Source organism: Anaeromassilibacillus sp. SJQ-1 (assembly GCF_046693725.1).
Classification (GTDB): domain Bacteria; phylum Bacillota; class Clostridia; order Oscillospirales; family Acutalibacteraceae; genus Anaeromassilibacillus.
In genome coordinates, this window is sequence record NZ_JBKEIV010000034.1 from 103246 (window position 1) to 126894 (window position 23649).

A 23649-nucleotide genomic window follows, 5' to 3' on the forward strand; every position below is an offset into this window, starting at 1 on the left:
CGGGGTCTCTCCTTACGAAATGGAATGGGTAAAGGCCTGAAATGCATGGAGTTTTTCCATTGCTTTTCCAGAATCGATGGAATCTTTTGCAAGTGCGATTCCCTCTTCGATGGAATCCGCCCTACGGATGGTATAAAGCGCACAGCCGGCGTTCAAAAGGACAATGTCCCGACAGGGGCCGGGCTTCCCTTCGAGTACGCCAAGCGTAATCTGGGCATTCTCCTGGGCGGTGCCCCCGATGACTTGAGAGAGGTCTGAGAGCTCTATACCATAATCGCGCGGGTCCAGATCATATTTGATCAGCTTTCCATCGCGAATTTCACACACGCGCGTGGTGCTGGAAATGGTGATTTCATCCAGGCCGTCGTTTCCATGTACGAGCATTGCCCCTCGAATGCCCAGATTCATCAAGACACGCGCCATAGGTTCCATCAGGTCTTCATCGTATACTCCAAGCAGAATATAATCTGCTTGTGCGGGATTGGCGAGCGGACCGAGAATATTAAACACAGAGCGCACGCCGATCTCTTTGCGGGGGGCAGCAGCAAAACGCATGGACCCATGGAATGATTGGGCGAAGAGGAAAGAAAGGCCGCAACCATTCAAACACTGTGCCGCCTGGTCGGGAGTCATGGCGATCTTTACCCCTAGCGCTTCTAGGACATCCGCTGCACCGCTCTTACTGGAGACACTGCGGTTGCCGTGTTTTGCGACGCGTGCCCCCGCGCCAGCTACGACAAAAGCGCTGGTAGTGGAGATATTAAAGGTGCCCACCATGTCGCCGCCTGTGCCAACAATATCGATGGAATCAGAACATCCCGGCATGGGCTGCGCCTTCTGGCGCATGACGCGGGCAAATCCGGTAATCTCTGGAATGGTTTCACCCTTCATACGCAACGCGGTCACAAACGAGCCAATTTGAGCGTTCGTAGCGCCGCCGGACATGATACAATCCATTGCTTCAACGGCTTCTTCCTCGGTCAGATCGTCCCCTTCAATGATTTTAAAGATATAGGGCTTTAAAAGGTTCCGTTGTGCAGGTGGGACGGCAGATTCGGTGTGGCCTGTGATGGGAAGGTGTGCGATTCGGTCGCAAAAGTTTTCCAGAATTTTGGGGCCGCACTCGGTCAAGATGGATTCCGGATGAAACTGTACGCCATAGGTGGGATGCTCCTTATGAGCAAATGCCATGATTTCGCCTTCCTCATCCGCAGCGATGATTTCTAAGCACGCAGGAAGGGAGTCACGGTCAGAGATTAAGGAATGATAGCGTCCGACGACCACTTTTTCCGGCAGGCCGGAGAAAGAGGATTCTTATTTTGAACCGAGATCTCGCTGGCTTTGCCGTGCATCAAGGTTTTTGCATGTACGGTTTTTCCGCCGAAAGCTTCACCGATGGCCTGATGCCCCAAGCAGACGCCAAGAATTGGAATGGTCCCGCTGAATTTTTGGATAACGGCGATGGAAATACCGGCGCTTGCCGGGTAACCGGGACCGGGGGAGATGACAATTGCCTGCGGAGCAAGCGACTCGATTTCTTCCAACGTGATTTCATCGTTTCGTTTTACCATAATGTCCGAATAAAATTTGCCAATATATTGATAGAGATTATACGTAAACGAATCGTAGTTGTCGATCATTAAAATCATGGCTGTTTCCCTGCCTTTCTCAAAGGTTACATGCTTGCTCAATGGCGTTGATTACTGCGCGGGCTTTGTTTTCACTCTCTTCGAATTCTTTTTCCGGTATTGAGTCCGCAACAATACCACCGCCCGCCTGCACATAAGCACGATTGTTTTTGAACAGGACTGTACGAATGGCAATACAGGTGTCGATGTTACCGTCAAAGCCTAGATAGCCCACGGTGCCACCGTAAAGACCGCGCTTGGTGGGCTCCAATTCGTCGATGATCTCCATGGCGCGGACCTTTGGCGCGCCAGAGAGTGTGCCGGCAGGCAGAACAGAGAGCAATGCGTCCAACGCGGTTTTGTCCTCTCGAAGCATCCCTTTTACATCACTGACAATGTGCATGACTTGAGAATAACGTTCTACCTTCATAAAGCTAGTGACTTCGACCGTACCAAACTTGGAAACCTTTCCGACGTCATTGCGGCCCAAGTCTACCAACATGGTGTGCTCCGCCTTTTCCTTTGGATCTTGAGCAGGTCGCGCTCCAATTCTTTATCCTGTGCTTCGGTCAAGCCGCGCTTGGAAGTGCCTGCGATTGGTTTGGTGGAGACAATCCCTTTCGTCACATTCACGAGCATTTCCGGGGAAGCGCCAACAATTTCATAATCTTTGAGCTTAAAATAGTAGAGATAGGGAGAAGGGTTGGCAGAACGCAAACAACGGTAGACGTCAAATGCATCCGGCGGGTTGGGAACTTCCAACCGGCGGGAAAGAACCACTTGAAAAATGTCGCCGTTGCGGATATATTCCTGTGCTTTGCGAATATTTTCCAGATGTTGCTCTTTGGTGATGTTTGTTTCGACCACAGGGGACGGGTGCTTTTTTGAAGCGTGAGGGAGTGGGGAAAATTCGGTCAGGTAAGATCCCAGCTGTTCCGCTTCGGCCGCACATGCGGTATATGCGGTTTCGGCGTCTCCCAGGCGTGAGATGTTTTGGATAATCACCGTCTTATTCGAAAGATGGTCGAATGCTACCAGCTGATCGTAAAGGAAGAGGTGGCAATCCGGCAGATTCAGATCGTCTTTCGGCGGATGAATCAGTGTTTTTTCCATATAGCGGATGGTATCATAGCCAAAATATCCGACCAGGCCGCCGGTCAATTTGGGGCGGTTGGGAAAACTGGGGGATTTGTAATGATCCATAAGTTCGGTCAGGAAGGAAATTGGATTGTCGATTGCAGAGGAAGATTCGGTTCCGTCTTTCACAACGGTTGCCAATCCGTTTTTGATACGGATCTCCATCTTTGGACGAATGCCGATAAAGGAGTAGCGGCCCCACTGTGTATTGTCGACACTTTCTAAAATAAAACAGGTGTCGCTTTTCTCCTTGAGGGCATTGAAAATGTGGATAGGGGTCATAGAATCGGACAGGACCTCATAAAACACGGGAACAACGTCATATTCCTTTAAAAGCTCCTGTACTTCCGTCAAGGTGGGGTACAACATATGCGCATCTCCTTTAACAAGATTATAAATTTGCAAATAAAAAGAGCCTATCATCCGCATGGGACGATAGACTCGTGGTGCCACCCAAATTCCGAAACCAACTGGTTCCGCTTGTCACAGGTACACGGCAAAATCAATGCAGGTACGCAGCTTTTGCCTCAATACCCTTTCCCTTAACGCGGGAACCACGGCGATGGTTACTCAGAAATTCCTTTCTCCACGCTCCTCACAAACCCATTCGCCTGTATCGTATGCCCCGGCTTTTCACCATCCGCCGGTTCTCTGTGCCACCGTTTTACAGGGTACTTACTTTTGCTCGTCGGATTTTAAACTGTTTTATTTTGGTGCCATTATACGCCGGACAAGAGAAATCTGTCAAGGGTTTTTTCGAATTTTTTGTTTCTTTTGATTGGCTTTTTCAGCGATTTAGGACATCAATATGCAGATTCTCTAGCATGTCGAACGCTTTTTCCTGCATAACGGAATCGTTGCTGGCGACGCACTGTGCATCAACAATGATTTGCGCTTCCGGTTGCGCAGCCTTTGCCAATACAGCATTCGAAATTACACAGATATTGCTGACGACTCCGACAAACTCAATAACATCATAGCGCTTTTCTTCCAAATAGTGCAACAGATCGAGGCTTCCAAAGGTGTTTTTCTCGAAATAGGGGCAATAAGCCAGTTGGTAGCGCAAGCGGCCATGGAGCTGCCAGCCCTCTGAACCACATATGCAGTGGGGAATAGGGAGCTTTTTGCCTTCCTGTGTTTCAAGATAGTTTTCCCCATGGGTATCCATGGTGTAGACAACATCATCCTTTGCGTCAAGATAGGCTTGCACTTTGTCATGTAACTTTGGTTCCAATGCCGCCGCTTCAGGGAATCCAAGGGAACCGGTTACAAAGTCATTTTGATAATCTACCACAATCAACAGTTTTTTCATTTCTTACCCTCCTTTGCTGCTTCCACAACGGTTTCTTTCGCAAATTTGCAAAACGTACGCATACAACAGATGTCGCACTTGGGTTTACGTGCATCGCAGACAGCGCGTCCATGTAAAACCAGCCGATGGCAAAAGTCATTGGCTTCTTCCATTGGCAGGACTTCGCGGAGTTGCTTTTCGACCTTTAGTGGATCTTTCCCTTCGCTCAACCCCAAGCGTCCACAGATGCGGATACAATGGGTATCTGTCACAACAGCGGGTTTGTGATAAATATCGCCCACGACAAGATTGGCTGTTTTGCGTCCTACGCCGGGGAGTTTGGTGAGCTCTTCCACGGTATCCGGGACAACGCCATGATAGTCACTGCGGAGTTTATTGCACATCGCGTAAATATCACGCGCTTTGGTCTTGTACAGCCCGCAGGAGCGAATGATCTCTTCAATGTCCTCCACAGGGCCGTCGCAAAAGGCGTCCAAAGCTCGGAAAACGCTCGAAGAGCGCAGGCGTCACCAGATTGACACGGGCATCGGTGCATTGTGCGGATAGGCGTGTAGCGATCAATAATTGAAGTGGTTCCGTATATGTTAATGAACAAATCGCATCGGGATATTCTTTCTTTAAAGCTTCTACCGCCCAAACGGCTTGTTGCTTTTTGGTCATTCCGTAACATCTCCTTTATCCAGTCTCATTCCTTCCAAAATCGCTTCCGTCTCCCCAAATTTTTGGTTCGACAACATTCGATTATGGCTTTATTGTATACGAAAACGGGCGAAAGCACAAGTTGACAAACAGCGTAAATTTCCCTATGATGAAGAAAATCTCTGATAAAGGAGGAATTTGCTTTGTCCGGCCTTTGGCTGAAGTTCTTGGCACTGTTGTCCATGATGGTGGATCACACTGGAATGGCCTTGTTTCCACAGATACAGAGCCTTCGGCTGGTGGGCCGGCTGGCGTTTCCTCTGTACGGTTTTCTTCTGGCAGAAGGAGCCGCACATACAAAAAACAGCAACCGTTATCTGGGGCGCCTGCTGCTTTTTGCACTGTTGTCTGAGGTACCGTTTGATCTGGCTTGCCGAAATGTGTTCGTTTATCCGCAAGCGCAGAATGTATTTTTCACCCTATTTTTGGGATTGGCCGCTTGCGAAATCTTGAAGCGTTTCATGCAGAGTAAACCGGTTTGGAGTTTTGCAGGGATAGCCGTACTTGCCTTGCTTGCGGAGGGAATACAGGCCGATTACGGAGCTTTTGGCGTGATGACAGTGGTGGCCTTTTTTGTTTGCCGGATTTATCCTTCCAGGGGGACGGCCCTCTTTACTGTGATGAATACAGGGTTTTCTCGCTCAACCATACGATGCTGCAATTGGCGGCGCCAGCCGCGGCGGTCCCCATTTTGCTGTACAATGGCCAGAGGGGAAGGCCGGTCAACAGGTATGTATTCTACCTGTTTTATCCGGCCCATCTTCTGCTTTTGTATCTGTTGCGCCAGTGGTTTATAGGGTGATGCAGAAAAAGAAATTGCATGTTATGTCCAATTCCTGCATAAAATGGAAACCCTGGTCGGAAGGTGTTGCGTTTTATCGGCAGAAAGGATATAATGGATAACAAGATACAGGCGAGAGTCGTGCCCGGGACCGGGACGGCTGGCGGCCAATACCAACCAAGGAGAGGAACGAGCGAAAATGTACAAAGATATGATGGATACGATTGGATTCGTGTCCCAGGCAGATCCCGAAGTCGGCGCGGCCATGCAGGATGAATTTAAGCGTCAGCAGCGAAATTTGGAAATGATCGCTTCCGAAAATATGGTTTCCCCGGCGGTGCTCGCCGCGATGGGCAGTGTACTGACCAATAAGTATGCAGAGGGGTATCCGGGAAAGCGGTACTACGGCGGTTGCGAATATGTGGACGTCGTTGAAAATATTGCGCGTGACCGTGCATGCAAGTTGTTCGGTGCAGAACATGCGAATGTGCAGCCGCATGCGGGTGCACAGGCGAACTTGGCGGTTTATTTTGCGTTGCTCAAGCCCGGTGATACGGTTATGGGCATGAACTTAGCGGAAGGCGGCCATCTGACGCATGGTTCCCCGGTCAATATGTCGGGAAGTTATTTCAATTTTGTCGCATACGGCGTCAGTCCGGAGACAGGCCGAATCGACTACAACCAGCTTTATGAGCAGGCTATGCAGGTAAAGCCAAAGCTGATTGTCGCGGGCGCCAGCGCCTACCCGAGAGTGATTGACTTCGCAAAATTCCGTGAGATCTGCGATGCCTGTGGCGCGCTCTTCATGGTCGATATGGCGCATATTGCCGGCCTGGTGGCGGGCGGCGATCATCCCAACCCGGTCCCGTATGCAGATGTAGTGACAACAACTACCCATAAGACCCTGCGCGGTCCGCGCGGCGGTATGATCCTTTGCAAAGAAGCGTATGCGAAGGCGATCGACAAGGCAATTTTCCCCGGCACCCAGGGAGGTCCTTTGATGCACATCATTGCAGGCAAGGCGGTTTGCTTTGGGGAAGCTTTGAAGCCGGAGTTCAAACAGTATTCGCATGACATTGTAGCGAATGCTTCTGCCTTGGCGGATGGACTTCTCAAGCGCGGTGTGAAGCTCGTTTCCGGTGGTACCGATAATCACCTCATGTTGGTGGACCTCAGCGGCCAGGAACTGACAGGCAAGGAGTTGGAACATCGTTTGGATGAGGTGTATATCACTGCAAACAAGAATACGGTTCCGAATGAGCAGCGCAGCCCCTTTACCACAAGTGGCCTGCGTCTGGGAACAGCAGCTATCACGACCCGTGGTTTGACGGTAGCGGATATGGACACCATCGCAGAATGTATCGCATTGGCAATCAATGACTTCGACAACAGCAAAGAAAGATCCGCAGCATGGTCAGTGAGATTTGTGCGCGGTATCCGCTTTATGCGTAAGCTTGTTTCCATTCCATCGAATAGTGAATCAAAAAGAGGGTGTCCCAAAACTACGAATCTTTCGATTCATAGGAAAGGGGCATCCTCTTTCTGTTTGAAAAAATATCTGCGTTTCTAAAAAAACGAGGGTATCCTGAAGGCATTTCATGACTTTTGGGACACCCTCTTCCGGTAAAGGAGGAAGGTAGGATGCGCCCATTGGCGGATCGTATTCGCCCGCAATCCCTGGATGAAATTGTAGGCCAGCGTCACCTGCTTGGAGAGGGAAAGCCTCTGCGGAGAATCATTGCGTCCGGTGAAATTCCCAACATGATTTTTTATGGCCCCTCCGGTATAGGAAAAACGACATTGGCTTCCATCATTGCAAGGCAGACCCATCGGAAGCTTTGTAAATTGAATGGAACCACAGCTTCCACCGCCGATATTCGCGAAGTGGTTGCCAGCTTGGACCGGCTGGACGCGGTGAACGGCGTATTGCTCTACTTAGATGAGATCCAGTACTTTAATAAGAAACAACAGCAGACACTTTTGGAGTTTATCGAGAATGGGCAGATTACATTGATCGCATCCACGACAGAAAATCCATACTTTTATGTGTACAATGCAATCCTAAGCCGTTCCACGGTATTTGAGTTTAAGCCTGTACAGCCGGAGGAAGTCTGCCGCGCGGTTGAACGGGCATTCGGCCTGATGGAAGACGACCTGCACAGTACATTACAGCTGGAGGATGGAGTTGTAAAGCATATTGCTGCCGCCTGCGGTGGAGATGTACGCAAAGCAATGAATGCAGTAGAACTCTGTGCATTGTCTGCACAAGAGAGGAATGGCGACAGCCGTTTTGTCTCTCTGGAGAGCGCTAGGGAGTTGACGCAACGCAGTGCAATGAAATACGACCGCGAAGGGGATGAACACTACGACATTCTTTCCGCATACCAAAAGTCAATGCGCGGCTCCGACCCGGATGCGGCGATTCACTATTTGGCGCGACTGTTGGAAGCAGGAGATCTCCCGTCAGCGTGTAGGAGATTGTTGGTATGCGCGAGTGAAGATGTAGGGTTGGCTTATCCGCAGATCATCCCCATTGTAAAGGCTGCGGTGGATACGGCCCTGATGGTTGGATTGCCAGAAGCGCGGTTTCCTTTGGCGGATGCAGTTCTTTTGGTGTGCAACGCACCAAAATCCAATAGCGGGCACGATGCGATACTCGCTGCGGCTGAAGATGTACGTGCGGGAAGGGCGGGGCCGATTCCCCGTCAACTGCAAAACAATCATTACGATGGAGCGGATAATCCCAATAAAGGGCAATTCTACAAGTATCCGCACGATTATCCGAACAGTTGGGTTGCCCAGCAATATCTCCCCGACAATTTGCAAGGGGTTCATTATTATCATTATGGGGAGAATAAGACGGAGCAGGCTTATCGTGCGTATTGGGAGCGCATTAAGAAATCTGGGAATATGTAGCAGTTTGCTGTCCAAAAAAGCGGAGCCCGACGTGGTTTTATAAAATAATTTGTTGGAAAACAGCAAATTTACCTTGTATCTGTCCGCTCTTCGTGGTAACATAGATAGGAATAGGGGCAATGAATGCTCACCGGAGGTGTTTGTTTTCATGAAGGACGAGACACTTTTCAATCTCTCGTACGGAATGTATGCCATTGGTGTAAAAAATGATAAGCGAGTATCCGCCTGTATTGTGAATACGGTGTTTCAGGTGACGAATACACCCAACCAAATTGCAATTAGTATGAATCGCAACAATTACAGCCACGAATGCATTGAAAAGGAAGGCATTTTTACGGTTTCAGTGCTTTCGGAGGATACCTCGGGAGCGGTAATCGGCGCATTGGGATTTAATTCCGGCCGGGATACAGACAAGCTTAAAAATATCCGCCATAAGATACTGGTGGAAGGGTTGCCTGTGGTCAAGGAGAATATTTGTTGCTGGTTCTTGTGTAAGGTGGTCAACCGTGTAGAGACAGCGACCCATACCGTTTTTATTGCAGAAGTGATGGCGGGAAGCGACACCTCTAAGGGGAAGCCAATGACTTATGATTATTATCATAAAGTAATCAAAGGAACAGCGCCAAAAAATGCTCCTACTTACCGTGCAACAGAGGCTGTGGATGACCGCAACGATGGGGAAGAGTTTATCTGTACCATCTGTGGATATGTATACGATGATCCGGATTTTTCTTTTGAGGAGCTTCCGGACGATTGGGTGTGCCCGATCTGCGGCGCACCGAAGAGCGCATTTAAGCGCCAATAAAATAGAATCCCTTAGAAGCTGTGAACAATTTGTCTCTCTGTAGAATCAGTAGAACGGTGAATCGGCCGGTCGCGGCTTCTAAAAGGCTCACTCCGAAGTGATTTTTCTCTTCGGGCGGGCCTTTTTTTTCGGTGAATCCGGTGGTGCAGGGGTTTTGGAAGAGAAGTGTACCGCAAAATAGGGGAAGAGAATCCATCGTTTGTGAAGAGACCGATAAACATTGGAATTCAAAAAGCACCCCACATTTTGGGGGGATTTTGTCAAAAATTCTCCTGTCGCCGTTTCATAAAATATGAAGGCCCAGTTCGTTGGGAAATCCCCCAACGAGTGGGTTGAAAGGAAATGAGGAGAGTACCATGTCAAGCAAGATCATCCAGGTTAACGAGCGGCCGCCTCTTCGGCAAGCCATCCCCCTGAGCATCCAGCACATGTTCGCCATGTTTGGCGCCTCGGTGTTGGTCCCATCCGTCTTTGGCATCGACCCGGCCATTGTACTGTTTATGAATGGTGTGGGAACCCTGCTGTTCATTCTCATTACGAAAGGCCGCGCGCCGGCATACCTTGGCTCCAGTTTTGCCTTCCTAGCGGCAGGAGGGGTTGTGATCCAAAAGTATGGCTTTGAATATGCCCAAGGCGGCTTTGTTGCAGTGGGTATATGCGGCTGTATTTTAGCGTTGATTGTGTATAAGTTTGGAACCAATTGGATTCGACTGCATTCTTCCTCCGGCAGCGATGGGGCCGGTTGTGGCGTTGATCGGGTTGGAGTTGGCTTCCAATGCAGCCAGCAATGCGGGCCTGTTGGACGAGAGCATTGATATGAAAAATGTCCTGGTCTTTTTGGTGACACTCTGTGTAGCGGTATTCGGTTCGGTATTGTTCCGTAAATTCCTGGCGGTTATCCCCATCTTGGTCGCAATCATTGCAGGATATATCACTGCCTGTATCGTAGGGATTGTAGAGTTTCAACCTGTCGTGGATGCGTCGCTGTTCTCCTTGCCCCATTTCCAGATGGCAAAGTTTAACATGGAAGCCGTTCTTACCATGTTGCCCGTCCTACTGGTAATCGCATCTGAGCACATCGGCCATCAGATTGTCACCAGCAAGGTGGTTGGCCGCGATCTGTTGAAAGATCCGGGGTTGCACCGCTCTTTGTTTGCGGATAATTTCTCTACAGCCCTCTCTGGCTTGATTGGTTCGGTTCCCACGACAACCTATGGGGAAAATATCGGCGTTATGGCGATGACCAAGGTATACAGCGTTTGGGTTATTGGCGGCGCGGCGGTATTCTCGATCGTTTGCGCATTTATTGGCAAGCTATCCGCACTCATCAGCAGCATTCCGGGGCCAGTCATCGGTGGAATCTCGTTTCTGTTGTATGGAATGATTGGCGCTTCTGGCCTGCGGATTTTGGTGGATGCTAAGGTGGACTACGGCAAGGCGCGCAACCAGGCGTTGACCGCAGTGGTGTTTGTGGTTGGGTTATCCGGTATTGCATGGAACATCGGCGGCGTACAGCTCAAAGGAATGGTACTCGCTTGTGTCGTTGGTATGGTGATGGGCCTCCTATTCTATATCTTTGACAAACTTCACTGGACCAACGATCAGGAAGAAGAGCCAAAGACGACGGCAGAAGCGGCAGATGCCCCGGTTGTTCCGAAAAAGTAACCAATCATATTGTAAAGGCCAATGGAAGTAGAGCCTTTGTATTTCAAATCTAGGAATAAAAACAGAAGAGACGCTCTGTGTCCAGCCAATGGCTATATACAGGGCGCCTCTTATTTTCATACATGGATGGTTTTTTGCAGAGATTCTGTCGGCCTTTCTTGCACAATACGTTCTCTCGTACGTTTCTATGTTTTTTCTCGCTTAGGAAATCTTTTCAATCTTTGTTACTGTGACCTCGGTCGTGTCAGAACCATTGATTGTCCCATCATAATAGATACGCAGCCGGTCGCCGATCACCAATCCGTCCGGTTCGTTGACTTCTGCACCTTCTTTGTTGAAGAGAAGTTCCTTGCCGTCGCTGGTTTCGATTGTGATGGTATTCATCGTTCCGTCTGTGAGCGTTCCATCGATATAGGCGGTTTCAGAACTGGAGGAAGATGTATTGACGACAGTGAACCCTGCTTTGACTTCGTCCAATTGAATGGCCATTTCGCTGTAAAGAACAGCATCCTCTTCGTCGGAAACGGGGTTCTCCGCTGGAATATCCGCCAAATAGACGGTATCCCCGCTCTCTTGAATCAGGGAGGGAAGCTCCGCGCCCACCGTATTTTGGTCATCCCACCACGTTTTAGGAGCTGCCCAAATGGAAAGCAGTGGAGTGTCTGTATTTCCCTTGAACAAGAAATCTACATGGCTATATTCTACGTCTTGGGTACTCATCACATCGTCTTTCGTAACTTTGACGGTATAGTGCTCTTTATTCCAACGGGAAGGAACAGTAAAAGTAAAATCCATTCCATCAAAGCCCGAGTGTTTGCGGAACACTGGCCTCAGAGGACGATGGAGCCTCGCTTGAAGGCAGAGTTGAAGATGATTCTTCGCTGCCATTTGTACAAGCGCAGACAGAAATCGCCAAGATCACAGCCAACAGCAATCCAACGGTTTTTTTCATAAAATATGCCTCCTTAAACAAGAGGGAAAGTGTTCGTAGAAACCCTTTCCCAAAAGGATTGATATGCTTTTTGACGCAATCATTTTACCGCGAATCCATCCGAAAAGAAAGAAACAGTTTGTTAACTTTCATAACAATTTTGTTGGATTCTCACTGGCTGTATAGTTGTGCAGATCTTGAATAAATTCCCGAACAATCTCCTCTGGAGTGGCCCACGAAGTTACGAAACGGACTGCTTGGTGACCGGCATCAACACGTCCCCAGGCTTCAAAGGCATAATCCTTAATAAAGCTGCTCCAATAAGGCATCAGAAAGAATGGGAAATACCTGATTGGTCGGAGAATCAGAAAGAATCGAAACCCTAAAGCGCGAAACGCTTCACGCAACAGATCTGCCATATGGTTGGCATGTTCGGCGAGTGCGTAGTAGAGACCGTCTTCAAAGAATGCTTCAAACTGTGCCCCAAGGACAAAACCCTTTGCCAACATACCGCCACGCTGTTTCAAGATATAACGAAAATCCGGTTTGAGGGTTTCATTGCAGATGACCAATGCTTCACCCAACAGAGCGCCGTTTTTCGTGCCACCCACATAAAAGGCATCGGTTAATGCGCCGATGTCCTGCATGGTGAGATCACTTGCACACAAGGCGCTTCCCAGACGGGCGCCATCCATGTAGAGGTAAAGACGATTTTCTCGGCAGCACCGATGAAGTGCGTTCAATTCCTCTTTTGAGTAGACCGTTCCGCATTCAGATGAGTTGGAGAGATAAGCCAATTTGGGTTTTACCATGTGCTCGTCCGGATGGGCAGCCAATACACGCAGAATTCCCTCCGGCGTCAGTTTACCGTTTACGCCCGGCGTGATGCATACCTTGTGTCCGGTGGCCTCAATAGAACCGCTTTCATGTCCTGCAATATGGCCGGTTTCCGCCGCAATGGCGGCTTCGTGAGGACGCAGGAAGGCGGTTAAGGCGGTCAAATTGACCTGTGTGCCGCCTTCCAGAAAGTGGATGTCCACATCTTTACGGCCAATTTCTTTGCGTAGCAAGTCGGCTGCGCGTTTACAGTGTCCATCGTTTCCATAGGCTGTATTCTGTTTGCTTCCGGCCAGATTTAGGGCCTTTAAAAGCTTTGGATGTGCGCCTTCGCTGTAATCATTTTGAAAACTGTACTTCAATCGGATTCCCGCCTTTTTGTCAAATTCATTGCGACCATTGTCGTATAAAAGATAGTATAACATATTTCTTAGGACAAGAGAAGAGATTGCCCGAAACAGCTTTCCATCCTCTCCCAATTGGTATATAATGAATAGGTGACAAGAATGGGAACAGGAGTGGATCAAAGAAAACGCCTATGAAAATTTTGGTGGATGCGGACGCTTGTCCGGTGAAGGAGATCATTGTAAAGCATGCCAAAACCTGTCGATTGCCCGTTGTAATGCTTTTGGATACCAGCCATATTCTGAACGATGGGTACAGTACCGTCATCACTGTGGATAAGGGACATGACAGTGCAGACCTTCGGTTGGCAAATCTTTTCGGAGGCAGGAGACCTGGTAGTGACGCAAGACTTTGGTGTGGCAGCGTTGGCACTGGGAAAGCGTGCAAGAGCGATAAACCAAAACGGGATGATTTATAACGACAGTAATATGGATCAACTTTTGTTCGAACGTCATCTGGGGCAGAAGGTCCGGCGGGCAGGGGGAAGAACGACTGGAGCCAAAAAACGTACACGCCAGGACGATGTGGATTTTGAGAGAGCGTTTGTGCGCCTATTACAAGAAATGGGAAATGAATAAGGGGGATGCTTTTTGGCACAGTCGCAAACAAACCGATTGGGAGAGGAGCGCGTCGGCAAGTTGTTATTTCAGCTTGCTGTTCCCGCCATTACAGCGCAAATCATCAACGCACTTTATAATATTGTAGATCGAATTTATATAGGACATATTCCAGACATCGGCGCAACAGCTTTGACAGGGGTGGGAATCACATTTCCTATTATCTTGTTGATTGCCGCGTTTAGTTCATTGATTGGTATGGGCGGAGGCCCACGCGCATCGATCAAAATGGGAGAAGGCGATTATGCAGGGGCAGAACGTATTATGGGAAACTGCTTTGCCCTGCTGCTAGGAATTTCGGTTGTATTGACAGCGTTTTTCCTGCTTTTTCAGAGGCCGTTGCTCTTGCTATTCGGCGCTAGTGCGGACTCCTTGCCATACGCCATGCAATACATGACCATTTATGTCAGTGGGACGATCTTTGTTCAGTTGGCTTTGGGGCTGAACAGTTTTATTACAACCCAAGGATTTGCAAAGACCAGTATGTTTACGGTTATAATCGGCGCTGGTCTGAACATTGTATTGGACCCGGTTTTTATTTTTGTGTTTCAAATGGGAGTACAAGGGGCCGCTGTTGCGACGGTTCTGTCACAGGCTATTTCTTCGATTTGGGTTTTATGGTTTCTATTTGGAAAACGTACGATTCTAAAGCTTCGCCCCAAAAATTTTCGTCTTAACCATAAGATTGTCCTTCCGGTTTTGGCGCTAGGGCTTTCTCCATTTATTATGCAGGCAACAGAAAGTGCAGTTAATATCGTTTTAAATTCCTCGTTACAGCGTTATGGCGGCGATACAGCGGTTGGTGCGATGACCATATGTAGCAGTGTTATGCAGGTAGCGTTTATGCCGTTGACGGGTCTGGCGCAGGGCGCACAGCCGATTGTCAGTTTTAATTTTGGAGCTAAACAGAACGACCGTGTAAAGAAGGCATTTCATCTATTGTTCCTATCTTCCATTGCTTTTTCTATGTTGTTCTGGTTGGCGCTCATGCTTTTTCCAAATGCATTTGTCCGCCTGTTTACCCCTGAGGTGGATTTGGCATCTTTTACCGCTTGGGCACTGCGTATTTATATGTCAATGTGTTTGGTCCTTGGGGTGCAGTGCTCTTGCCAGCAAACTTTTGTAGCGATTGGGCAGGCAAAGACATCGCTTTTCTTGGCATTGTTGCGCAAGGTATTCTTATTAATTCCCCTCATTCTGTTCCTTCCTCACTTTTTTGCAGACAAAGTATTAGGCGTATTTCTTGCTGAGCCAATTGCGGATTTTTTGGCAGCTACTACGACAGGACTGATCTTTTTTATTCGCTTTCGAAGGTTGTTGGCCAAGAACCAGACAAAATCTACTGCAATTGAATCAATTTGATCGATTTGAGAACTCCACTTGCCACAGGGCCGGTGGAGTTTTTGTATAAGAACATCTGTTATAAAAGAAAAAATCTTTTCACTTTTTGGAGATTTTATAGGAATAATAGTCGAAACACTTGACAGAATGATGAAAACGAGCCTATAATACATTGTTTTGCCCACACATCGTCTGAACAAGAGTGAGGTTGATAAAAAATGTTTGATTATGATTTATTGATTATTGGCGCCGGCCCTGCAGGTATTTTTACTGCGTTAGAGATGAACCGCCTGATGCCGGAAAAAAGGGTTCTGGTTGTCGATTCTGGGAGTAGTATTGACCGCCGGGCCTGTCCGGCGCGCACCAGTGGACAGTGTGCACACTGTAAGACCTGTAGCATTATGAATGGTTGGGCGGGAGCTGGAGCATTTTCGGATGGAAAGCTCTCTCTGTCAGAAGAAGTGGGGGGAAACCTAACAGACTATCTTCCGGTGGAGACGGTGCGCAACCTGATTCATTATGCGGATGAAATGTATCTGCATTTTGGAGCACCGAAAAAAATCTATGGAAAAAGCGACAAGTTTGCAGAAGAGCTTGCTTATGAAGCGCATAAGGAAAATATCCAGTTGATTCCCTGCCCTGTTCGGCATATGGGAACAGAATATTCCTTTGAAGTGCTGCGTGCCATGTATCAATATCTTTCTGCTTGTCCAAATTTCACATTCTGGGAACATACGACAGCGGATACCCTGTTGGTAGAAGGAGAAACGGTTCAGGGAGCCTGGTTGAATATGCCCGATGGAGAGCGCAAGTTAATTCGTGCGCCCTATGTGATTGCCGCCCCGGGGCGCGGGGGAGCAGAGTGGTTACATGGAATTGCACAGCAGAATGGCCTTTCTACTAAGAATAATGCAGTGGACATCGGTGTGCGGGTCGAAGTACCAAATGCAGTCATGGACCGTCTTACAAAGCATCTATACGAAGCGAAACTTGTCTACTACTCGGACACCTTTGAAAACAAGGTGAGAACCTTCTGCATGAACCCTGGAGGGATTGTCAGCGAGGAACACTATGACGGGGAGGATGGTGGAATCGCTGTGGTGAATGGCCATTCATATGCGGATGAAGATAAACGCACCGAAAATACCAATTTTGCGATGTTGGTTTCTACTGAATTTACAGAACCGTTTCACCAGCCGATTGAGTATGGCCGTTATATTGCTCAACTTGGAAATATGCTGACCGGTGGGGGAATTATGGTACAGCGGTTGGGAGATCTGCTCAAAGGGCGCAGAACCGATGCCTCGCGCCTAAAAAAATCAACTACGGTTCCAACTTTAAAGAACGCGGTGCCTGGAGATCTTTCCTTTGTTTTACCGCACCGGCATCTTACCAGCATTGTAGAGGCGCTACAAGCATTTGACAAGCTGGCTCCGGGACTATACTCAAAAAATACGCTGCTGTATGGCGTAGAGGTCAAATTCTATTCTTCTAAGATTGCGGTAAACACCCATTTTGAGACGGAGGTTAAAAATCTATATGCTATTGGCGACGGTGCTGGAATTACTCGCGGGTTAATGCAAGCCTCCGTGAGCGGTGTTGTGGTGGCGCGCGATATAGCATCCAAAGGAAAGGTTTAAAAGATGGATATTTCCTTTTTTCGGACCATACAATAGAAAGTGGAAAAAATACAATATATGGTGGGAAAGGGGAATCTTTATGCAAAGGCAGGCAATTCATTACTTTGTAAATAGCAATAGTTCGCGTGGATATGTCAGTTTTTATGAATCAAATTTTGGAGGATTGGATCGGGTGGTTCCCCTGCATGGTTACCCGCAAAAGCCGCTGCAGGAGCTCTTGGAGGATATTTGCAATTATGCGGCAGAGCAGAAGCAACGGACAGAGCTCATTCACAACTGTTTGGACAATACCTTGGAAGGTGTGATTTTGCCAGACCTTTCTGCCGGTGTAATTCATATTCCATTCTATGCAGAAAACAATGGGCTGAATCTGCTGGAGGACTATAATATTCGTCAGATGCGAGAGGCACTGGGGGAGGCTCATGGGTATTTTGCTGCAGCATTACGCATACACGATGCGTGGGAAAAGGTTTACATCGAAAAAATGGACTTTCAAGCAGCTGATGAACTCGCGAAGAAGACAGAGGATCGTCTGATCGGTGACCGTCATACAGAAAAGAAGGGGCATGCTGTAGACCGCTATTTTGGTGCGGCTACGATCAATGGTTCCTTTGACTATATTGCCAATCTCACACAATGTCTAGGGAAGCGATATTTTATCAAGGGGCGGCCGGGGACAGGCAAATCTACCTTGTTGAAAAGATTGGTAAAAAAAGCCGTGTGTGCAGGTTTTGAAGTAGAAGTATATCATTGTGCGTTTGATCCACAGAGCCTGGATATGTTAGTTGTTCGGGAATTGGACTTCTGTATTTTTGACAGCACCTCACCGCATGAATATTTTCCTTCTCTACCGACAGATGAGATTATTGATGTCTATGAGGTGGCTGTAGAGCCGGGGACGGATGAACAGAATGCCGGCAAATTGACTCAGTTCCGGCATGACTATAAAGAACAGGTGGGAATGGCAACAGAAAAATTACGCTTGGCAAAGGAATCTTACGATCGTGCACAGCAGACCCATCTTTCACGCTTGGATGAGGCTGTCTGTAAAAAGACCATCGAGGAGATTCGCTCAGCTTTATTTCAAAAATAATATTTCGAACATAAAAAGCGATACGCCCTATTGCCAGGGCGTATCGCTTTTTTAATCTGCTTTAGCGAAACGAGAACCCCCGGCAAATGAACTGTACCGAACGAAAAGGACAGTTCATTTGCCGGGGGTTCTGACGATCTAATCGGCAATGGGAATAGAGATCTTTGTAAGAAAATCGCGGCAATCTGGACTGGTGATTTCATCCAATAAGTTGTCCTCGTAGGAATACGGCTGAATCAAAAGTCCATTCTGTCGAATAAACAAGGTTAAGCGCTCATATGCCTCTGTAATCGTATCGTAGTCCCCTTTATGGTAAGCAACAACATAGGTTCCAGCGGTACGGCGATGCGTTGAAAGATGGGAAAGCTCGTGGGGAACCTGTGTGTAAAAAAAATAGGTACAGTCTGTATAATTACAATCTAAAAATGCTTCCCATTTTACCATTGTACCATTTGAGTGGCCTCGAAACAGTTTTTCGTTGTTGCACAGATTCAAATATTCGGTCAGAATGGGCAGATATTCCTGTTCTTCCCAACTCTTCATCGGTTGGCTTAGAACCAACTGTCCTTCCGCTTGTTGTTCCAGAGAAATCTTTTGGAAATCGACCTCTAGCGCATGACGTGTAATGGCGATCTTATTTTTCATCATCTGACGTATCTGTTCCAGATTTTGAAGCGTTTCTTCCAACTCTTCTTTTTGGCGTTCAAATAGACGAATGAACGTATGCGGGCTACGCCCATCTAAGTAGGATTTTATTTCTTGAATCGGGGTTCCCATCTCACGTAGAGTGGCAATCACATGGAATGTCTCCAACTGTGGATAGGTATAGACGCGATATCCGTTTTCTAAGATTCGTTCTGGTTTGAAAATTCCAACGCGATCGTAATAGAGGAGTGTCTGTTTACTTACCCCACAAAGCCTTGCAAATTCTCCGGTCGAAAAGACCCATTCTGTATTTTTTTCCATCATTTTAAAAAATCCTCTTGACTATATAGTTACTATATACTTTATCATAAAGAGTATCGGGTTGCAAATCAATAAGAAAGGAGATGTTTTTCAAATGAATTCATTGGCAAGGGAGTTTCGCTTTTTCTCCTTGCTTCGATTTGCATTGCCCACTATCGTAATGATGCTGGTCCTTTCCTTTTATACCATTGTGGATGGCATTTTTGTTGCGCGGTTTGTGGGTTCAAATGCATTGTCGTCGATTAATATTTCCATGCCGTTAATCAACATCATTGCGGGAATTGGAATTATGTTTGCGACAGGTGGTAGCGCAATTGTAGCAAAGGAGATGGGAGAGGGCAAGGAGGAACATGCACGGAAACATTTTACATTGATTGTTCTGGCTTCCACTTTTGTGGGCGTTCTATTTTTGCTTGTTGGCCTTTTCTTTACAGGCCCAATTGTCCGTGCACTTGGAGCGACAGAGGTGTTGTACGACGATTGTTACGTTTACTCGTATATCTGCCTGCTGTTTGCACCAGCCAACATTATAAAGTGCCTGTTTGATTATTTTATGGTGACAGCGGGCAAGCCGCAGTTGGGATTGTTAAACAGCGTGCTCGGCGGAATCATCAATATTGTTTTAGATTATGTTTTTATTGTACCCATGAATATGGGGGTGGCCGGGGCTGCCATCGCTACAGGCCTGGGACAGTTGTTGCCAGCGGTTATTGGGATTTTTTACTTTTTATTTGGAAAGAATACACTGCATTTTCAAAAGCCAGTATTTGCAGGGAAGATGTTGGCGCACTGTTGCGTCAATGGTGCTTCCGAGATGGTTACCAATTTATCTATGGGGATTACCACTTTCCTGTTTAATATGGCCATGCTGCATTACCTTGGAGAAAATGGTGTTGCCGCCATTACCATCGTCCTCTATGCGCAGTTCCTGATGGTTTCCATTTTTCTGGGCTTTACTTCGGGGGTGGCACCCATCATCAGCTTCCACTATGGGGCGCAGAACTGGAAACAGGAGCACCGGATCATTCGATATTGCTACGTCTTTATTGTCGTTTCCTCGGTGATCATTCTAGTGTTGTCCTATATCTTTGCACCGTTTTTGATGGGAATTTTTTCACCACAGGGTACAGAGGTCTACGAGATCGCTCTGCATGGATTTTATCTCTTTGCAGTGAGTTTCTTGCTAGTGGGGGTCAATATCTTTGCCTCGGGGATGTTTACTGCATTTTCCAACGGTGTGATTTCCGGCTTTCTGTCCCTTCTGCGCACACTGGTCTTTGTGGTACTTGGCATTGTTTTATTGCCATGGATATGGGATCTGGACGGCGTTTGGTTGACCATTCCGGCAGCCGAACTCGGCGCGATTCTTTTCTCTCTGTTCCTGACCTGGAAATACCGCTTTCGGTACGGCTACGGAAGTGGGGCGGAACGCTTCAAGAGGGAAGAGCAGGAGAAAGAGTATCCGACTGGAAAGCTGGATCAATCGTACGATTCCTAGTTTTTGATTAAATATAAAGAAAAACCGGATGGAATCCAGAAGCATTCTGGTCCATCCGGCTTTTTTATCTTTATTCTGCCAACGCTCTGGTAAGCCAGGCATCCGCAATATCCATTGCGAGGTACAAGCCTTCTTTCTCACTGGTCTTGACAATTTGCTTACGTGCGCGGATATTAGGGTCGGTATACATCAACTGTACCGTCACACGGTCCGCAACGTCCATATCTTGTACTTTTTTCTTGCTCTTAATTTCGAGTTTCACGACGTATTTATCCTTCATGCTGCCGTAATAAATCACATCGCCACACCGAACAAGCGGTTTTCCCTTATAAGTCGGGAATTTCGGCTGATCCTTCTTTTCACTCATAGCTGCAACCATCCTCTTCGATTCGTATTAATATCATTCGTACGGTGATTTACTCGCCCAGATAGGATTTCAGCAATACCTGAAGCAGTTCATCGCGGTCAATTCTTCGAATCAAACTGCGTGCATTGTTGTGTGTGGTAATGTACGTGGGATCTTCTGATAAGATATAGCCGACTAACTGGCTGATCGGATTATATCCCTTTTCTTTAAGGGCGTCATATACGATCGTAAGAATTTGCTTGATATCATCCTCGCGATTCTGGCCAAGAGAAAAGGTCATCGTCTTATCGTCAAACATGGAAACACCTCCAATGGTTCATACTTTCATCCTTGCATAAAACAGGGAATTTATGCAACGTGCACCGAAAACACAATGATATTTATAATATATAATACCGCATATAGCCCATGATTTCAAGAATTAATTTATGAACAATTGCTGAATCCTATATACACGATCAGGTTGGCATGTGGAAGGATTGCCGCATAGGAAAAAACGCAGAAGCGTAAACCGGACAATTTTAACGAAAAAGTAGGGAAAGGGCCCATGTGTATTTTACACATGGGCCCTTTGACTCTTTTTATCGCTAAGAATTAAGAACGTAAGACTGCGCCAGCCTTTTCCAGCTCTGCCATGACTTTTTTCATGACATTGTTGGTCTGTTCGTCCGTTAAAGTGCTGTCGCTGGAACGCAGAACAATATTGAAAGCCACGCTTTTTTTGCCCGCCTCAATCTGTGCGCCTTTGTAAACGTCAAACAGCTTAATCTTTTCCAAAAGATTTCCAGCGCCGCGGACAATAGCCCGTTCCAACTCCAGAACCGGGATAGAGTCTTCACACAGAAGGGCCAGGTCGCGCGTAACGGCTGGGAACTTCGGCAAGGGGGTATAGGTCTTGTCTGTTTTTGCATGGGCAAACATGAGGTCCACATCCAATGTAAAACAGTAGATCCGCCCGTCGATATCATAGCTTTCTGCCACTTCTGGGTGAATTTCGCCGATCACACCCAGGCGTTGCCCATCGATGGAGAGCACGGCGCAACGGCCGGGATGGTAGCTATATTCCTCACTGGAGGCAACAATATCGTAATCCGTAACACAGAGCTTTTCCAAGAGCTGTTCAGCCATGCCCTTGATGGTGAAGAAATCGGCATCGCTGCCATACATGCCTACCACCAGGGTGGATTTCTCCTCCGGAAGCGAATCCTCGGTGGTGGGGATATATTCGCTGGCCAATTCAAAGAGGCATGCAGCCTCATTGCGATTGTTGTAGTTGCGCGAGAGGACTTCCAACATGGACGGCAATGCGACTGTGCGCATGATGCTGGTATCCTCGCCAAGCGGATTAGAAATGACAATGGACTTGCGCAGTGGATCATCTGCGGGCATACGAATTTTGTCGTAATATTTGGGACTGATGAAGGAATACGTCATGATCTCGCTGGCGCCCAGTGCAAACATGGTATTGCTGATCGTGGAAAGGAACTTTTGACGCGGCGTGTATTTTCCCTGTGCACCACCGTCCAAGGAGGTGCCGGGGACCTTATTATAGCCATAGAAGCGTACAATTTCTTCTGCAATATCCGCCTTATGCGCAAGATCGGGCCGGAAGGTGGGAATCAGAATATCTTTGCCGTCAAACTGGCAGTCAAGTTTGGTTAAAATCGCCTTCATTGCGTCTTCAGAAAGATCGGTGTCCAGGAAACGATTGATCCAATCCACGTCCAGATGAATTCTATGGCGCTCGCTGGAGGAGTGGTCATCTACGATGACCCCATCCATCACATCGCCGGCATCAAGAAGCTCGACGAGTTCGCAGGCACGCTCAAGTGCCGGCAGGCAGTTGTTGGGGTCCAATCCCTTTTCATAACGTGCAGATGCATCGGTACGCATGCCCTGGTCGCGCGCTGTGGTGCGGACAGAAGCGCCGTTGAAGCAAGCCGACTCAAAAACGATCGTCGTGGTGTCATCCATGATGCCACTGTATTCGCCTCCCATAACGCCTGCAATGGCAATTGGCTTGTGTGCATCTGCAATGACAAGTTGCTTTTCGGTAAGGGTACGGTCAACGCCATCCAGGGTCGTGATCGTCTCACCTGCCTTTGCACGGCGTACACGGATGGTCGCTTCATCCACATAGCGCAGGTCAAACGCGTGCATTGGCTGACCATATTCCAGCATCACGTAATTCGTGATATCGACAATGTTGTTGATGGGGCGAACACCCATTGCCCGCAGACGCTCACGCATCCAGCGGGGAGAAGGTTTTACCCGCACATTTTTGACCACTTTAGCGGAGTAGATATAACACAGGTTCGGTTCTTCCACTTTGACATCCAAAAGCGGAGTGCAGTCACCATGGCCACCTTTGACCACCGGTGTGTGCAGCTGCAACTCTTTGCCAAAGGTTGCGGCTGCTTCGCGCGCCAGACCGATCACAGAGAAACAGTCCGGGCGGTTGGAAGTGATTTCAAATTCGACCTTTGTGTCGTCGAAACCGATTGCCTGGCAAACCGGCATCCCGAGGGTATGGTCACAGTCGTCGCCCAATACAAAGATACCGTCCTCAATGGCATTCGGAAAATCGTGCTGTGTCAACCCTAGCTCACCCAGAGAGCAGAGCATACCGTTGCTTTCTACGCCGCGCAGCTTGCCCTTTTTGATTTTTTTCCCGCCCGGCAGGAGAGAGTTGTGCAGTGCCACCGGGACAAAATCCTGTTCCTGTAAATTCTGTGCACCGGTGACAATTTGCAGCGGTTCTCCTGTACCCACGTCGATCTGACAGATCCAAAGGTGATCGGAGTCCGGATGCTTTTCCAGTTTGAGAACCTGACCAACCACGACATTCTCAATTTCGCTGCCTTCTTTTTCCCAGCCTTCTACCTTAGAACCGCTCATTGTGATTGCTTCTGTGAATGCACGCATGGGCATTTCATCGAGCGTTACAAATTCTTTCAGCCATCTCATCGAAAGATTCATCGTCATTTACCACGCTTTCTATATCATCATCT

Annotated in this window: 17 protein-coding genes, 7 pseudogenes and 1 other annotated feature; of the genes and pseudogenes, 11 read left to right on the forward strand and 13 right to left on the reverse strand. The window is 47.9% G+C overall.

What is annotated here, in order from left to right:
- Positions 1-12: 12 nt before the first annotated feature.
- The 6 genes and pseudogenes from trpD to nth all read right to left on the reverse strand — a co-directional run bounded on the left by trpD (position 13) and on the right by nth (position 4737).
- Entirely contained in the window at positions 13-1071 is a 1059-nt protein-coding gene (trpD, locus tag ACGCCZ_RS08015; RefSeq protein ID WP_411655841.1) for an anthranilate phosphoribosyltransferase, read from the reverse strand.
- Positions 1072-1152: 81 nt separating this feature from the next.
- Positions 1153-1284 (reverse strand): annotated as a pseudogene (locus tag ACGCCZ_RS08020) (glutamine amidotransferase-related protein); the annotation flags it as partial.
- The gene (locus ACGCCZ_RS08025; RefSeq protein WP_411655750.1) at positions 1257-1691 is read right to left on the reverse strand and encodes an anthranilate synthase component II; all 435 of its coding nucleotides are present in this window, start codon (positions 1689-1691) and stop codon (positions 1257-1259) included. The gene ACGCCZ_RS08025 and the pseudogene ACGCCZ_RS08020, both read right to left, overlap by 28 nt.
- Positions 1669-3134, reverse strand: a pseudogene (trpE, locus tag ACGCCZ_RS08030) (anthranilate synthase component I). Before trpE ends, ACGCCZ_RS08025 begins: the two are co-directional and overlap by 23 nt.
- A gap of 56 nt (positions 3135-3190) precedes the next feature.
- Positions 3191-3463 (reverse strand) — a binding site (T-box leader).
- A gap of 89 nt (positions 3464-3552) precedes the next feature.
- Positions 3553-4077: a cysteine hydrolase family protein gene (locus ACGCCZ_RS08035; protein ID WP_054323007.1), complete on the reverse strand. Its 525-nt coding sequence runs from the start codon at positions 4075-4077 to the stop codon at positions 3553-3555.
- A pseudogene (gene nth / locus ACGCCZ_RS08040) lies at positions 4074-4737 on the reverse strand (endonuclease III). The gene ACGCCZ_RS08035 and the pseudogene nth overlap by 4 nt, the downstream one beginning before the upstream one ends.
- A 206-nt stretch (positions 4738-4943) precedes the next feature.
- Here nth and ACGCCZ_RS08045 point away from each other — a divergent pair.
- From ACGCCZ_RS08045 to uraA, 6 genes and pseudogenes are all read left to right on the forward strand, one after another.
- Positions 4944-5381 (forward strand): annotated as a pseudogene (locus tag ACGCCZ_RS08045) (TraX family protein); the annotation flags it as partial.
- A 47-nt stretch (positions 5382-5428) separates the two neighbouring features.
- The gene (locus tag ACGCCZ_RS08050; RefSeq protein WP_411655751.1) at positions 5429-5578 is read left to right on the forward strand and encodes a TraX family protein; all 150 of its coding nucleotides are present in this window, start codon (positions 5429-5431) and stop codon (positions 5576-5578) included.
- Positions 5579-5756: 178 nt separating this feature from the next.
- Positions 5757-7009: pseudogene (glyA, locus tag ACGCCZ_RS08055) on the forward strand (serine hydroxymethyltransferase).
- Between the two features lie 189 nt (positions 7010-7198).
- The gene (locus tag ACGCCZ_RS08060) at positions 7199-8473 is read left to right on the forward strand and encodes a replication-associated recombination protein A (RefSeq protein WP_054323003.1); all 1275 of its coding nucleotides are present in this window, start codon (positions 7199-7201) and stop codon (positions 8471-8473) included.
- Positions 8474-8621: 148 nt separating this feature from the next.
- On the forward strand, positions 8622-9278 hold the full coding sequence (locus ACGCCZ_RS08065; RefSeq protein ID WP_411655752.1) for a flavin reductase: 657 nt from the start codon (positions 8622-8624) through the stop codon (positions 9276-9278).
- A gap of 356 nt (positions 9279-9634) precedes the next feature.
- A pseudogene (gene uraA, locus ACGCCZ_RS08070) lies at positions 9635-10943 on the forward strand (uracil permease).
- Between the two features lie 201 nt (positions 10944-11144).
- Here uraA and ACGCCZ_RS08075 read toward each other — a convergent pair.
- The 3 genes from ACGCCZ_RS08075 to ACGCCZ_RS08085 form a co-directional block, all read right to left on the reverse strand.
- Positions 11145-11738: a hypothetical protein gene (locus ACGCCZ_RS08075; protein WP_411655753.1), complete on the reverse strand. Its 594-nt coding sequence runs from the start codon at positions 11736-11738 to the stop codon at positions 11145-11147.
- 4 nt (positions 11739-11742) lie between these two features.
- Positions 11743-11895: a hypothetical protein gene (locus ACGCCZ_RS08080; RefSeq protein ID WP_411655754.1), complete on the reverse strand. Its 153-nt coding sequence runs from the start codon at positions 11893-11895 to the stop codon at positions 11743-11745.
- Positions 11896-12023: 128 nt separating this feature from the next.
- Positions 12024-13136: a threonine aldolase family protein gene (locus tag ACGCCZ_RS08085; RefSeq protein WP_411655755.1), complete on the reverse strand. Its 1113-nt coding sequence runs from the start codon at positions 13134-13136 to the stop codon at positions 12024-12026.
- Positions 13137-13249: 113 nt separating this feature from the next.
- Here ACGCCZ_RS08085 and ACGCCZ_RS08090 point away from each other — a divergent pair.
- From ACGCCZ_RS08090 to ACGCCZ_RS08105, 4 genes and pseudogenes are all read left to right on the forward strand, one after another.
- Positions 13250-13694, forward strand: a pseudogene (locus tag ACGCCZ_RS08090) (YaiI/YqxD family protein).
- 12 nt (positions 13695-13706) lie between these two features.
- Positions 13707-15095 (forward strand): MATE family efflux transporter, encoded by a 1389-nt coding sequence (locus tag ACGCCZ_RS08095; RefSeq protein WP_054322997.1) that lies wholly within the window; start codon positions 13707-13709, stop codon positions 15093-15095.
- 197 nt (positions 15096-15292) lie between these two features.
- Positions 15293-16714, forward strand: coding sequence for an NAD(P)/FAD-dependent oxidoreductase (locus ACGCCZ_RS08100; protein ID WP_085532433.1), 1422 nt, complete (start codon positions 15293-15295; stop codon positions 16712-16714).
- 79 nt (positions 16715-16793) lie between these two features.
- Entirely contained in the window at positions 16794-17807 is a 1014-nt protein-coding gene (locus ACGCCZ_RS08105) for a hypothetical protein (RefSeq protein WP_054322996.1), read from the forward strand.
- A 138-nt stretch (positions 17808-17945) separates the two neighbouring features.
- Here the strand turns inward: ACGCCZ_RS08105 and ACGCCZ_RS08110 are convergent, their stop codons facing one another.
- Complete coding sequence (locus tag ACGCCZ_RS08110; RefSeq protein WP_411655756.1) at positions 17946-18776, reverse strand: MerR family transcriptional regulator; 831 nt, start codon at positions 18774-18776, stop codon at positions 17946-17948.
- Positions 18777-18867: 91 nt separating this feature from the next.
- Between ACGCCZ_RS08110 and ACGCCZ_RS08115 the strand changes: the two genes are divergently transcribed.
- Entirely contained in the window at positions 18868-20271 is a 1404-nt protein-coding gene (locus tag ACGCCZ_RS08115; protein ID WP_054322994.1) for an MATE family efflux transporter, read from the forward strand.
- A gap of 70 nt (positions 20272-20341) precedes the next feature.
- On the opposite strand, the gene ACGCCZ_RS08120 is transcribed toward ACGCCZ_RS08115, so the two are convergent.
- The 3 genes from ACGCCZ_RS08120 to pheT all read right to left on the reverse strand — a co-directional run bounded on the left by ACGCCZ_RS08120 (position 20342) and on the right by pheT (position 23617).
- Entirely contained in the window at positions 20342-20638 is a 297-nt protein-coding gene (locus tag ACGCCZ_RS08120) for a hypothetical protein (RefSeq protein ID WP_175055197.1), read from the reverse strand.
- A gap of 49 nt (positions 20639-20687) precedes the next feature.
- A complete protein-coding gene (locus ACGCCZ_RS08125; protein WP_054322992.1) occupies positions 20688-20936 on the reverse strand; it encodes an IreB family regulatory phosphoprotein in 249 nt (82 codons plus the stop codon).
- A 296-nt stretch (positions 20937-21232) separates the two neighbouring features.
- Complete coding sequence (pheT, locus tag ACGCCZ_RS08130; protein ID WP_411655842.1) at positions 21233-23617, reverse strand: phenylalanine--tRNA ligase subunit beta; 2385 nt, start codon at positions 23615-23617, stop codon at positions 21233-21235.
- Positions 23618-23649: the final 32 nt, after the last annotated feature.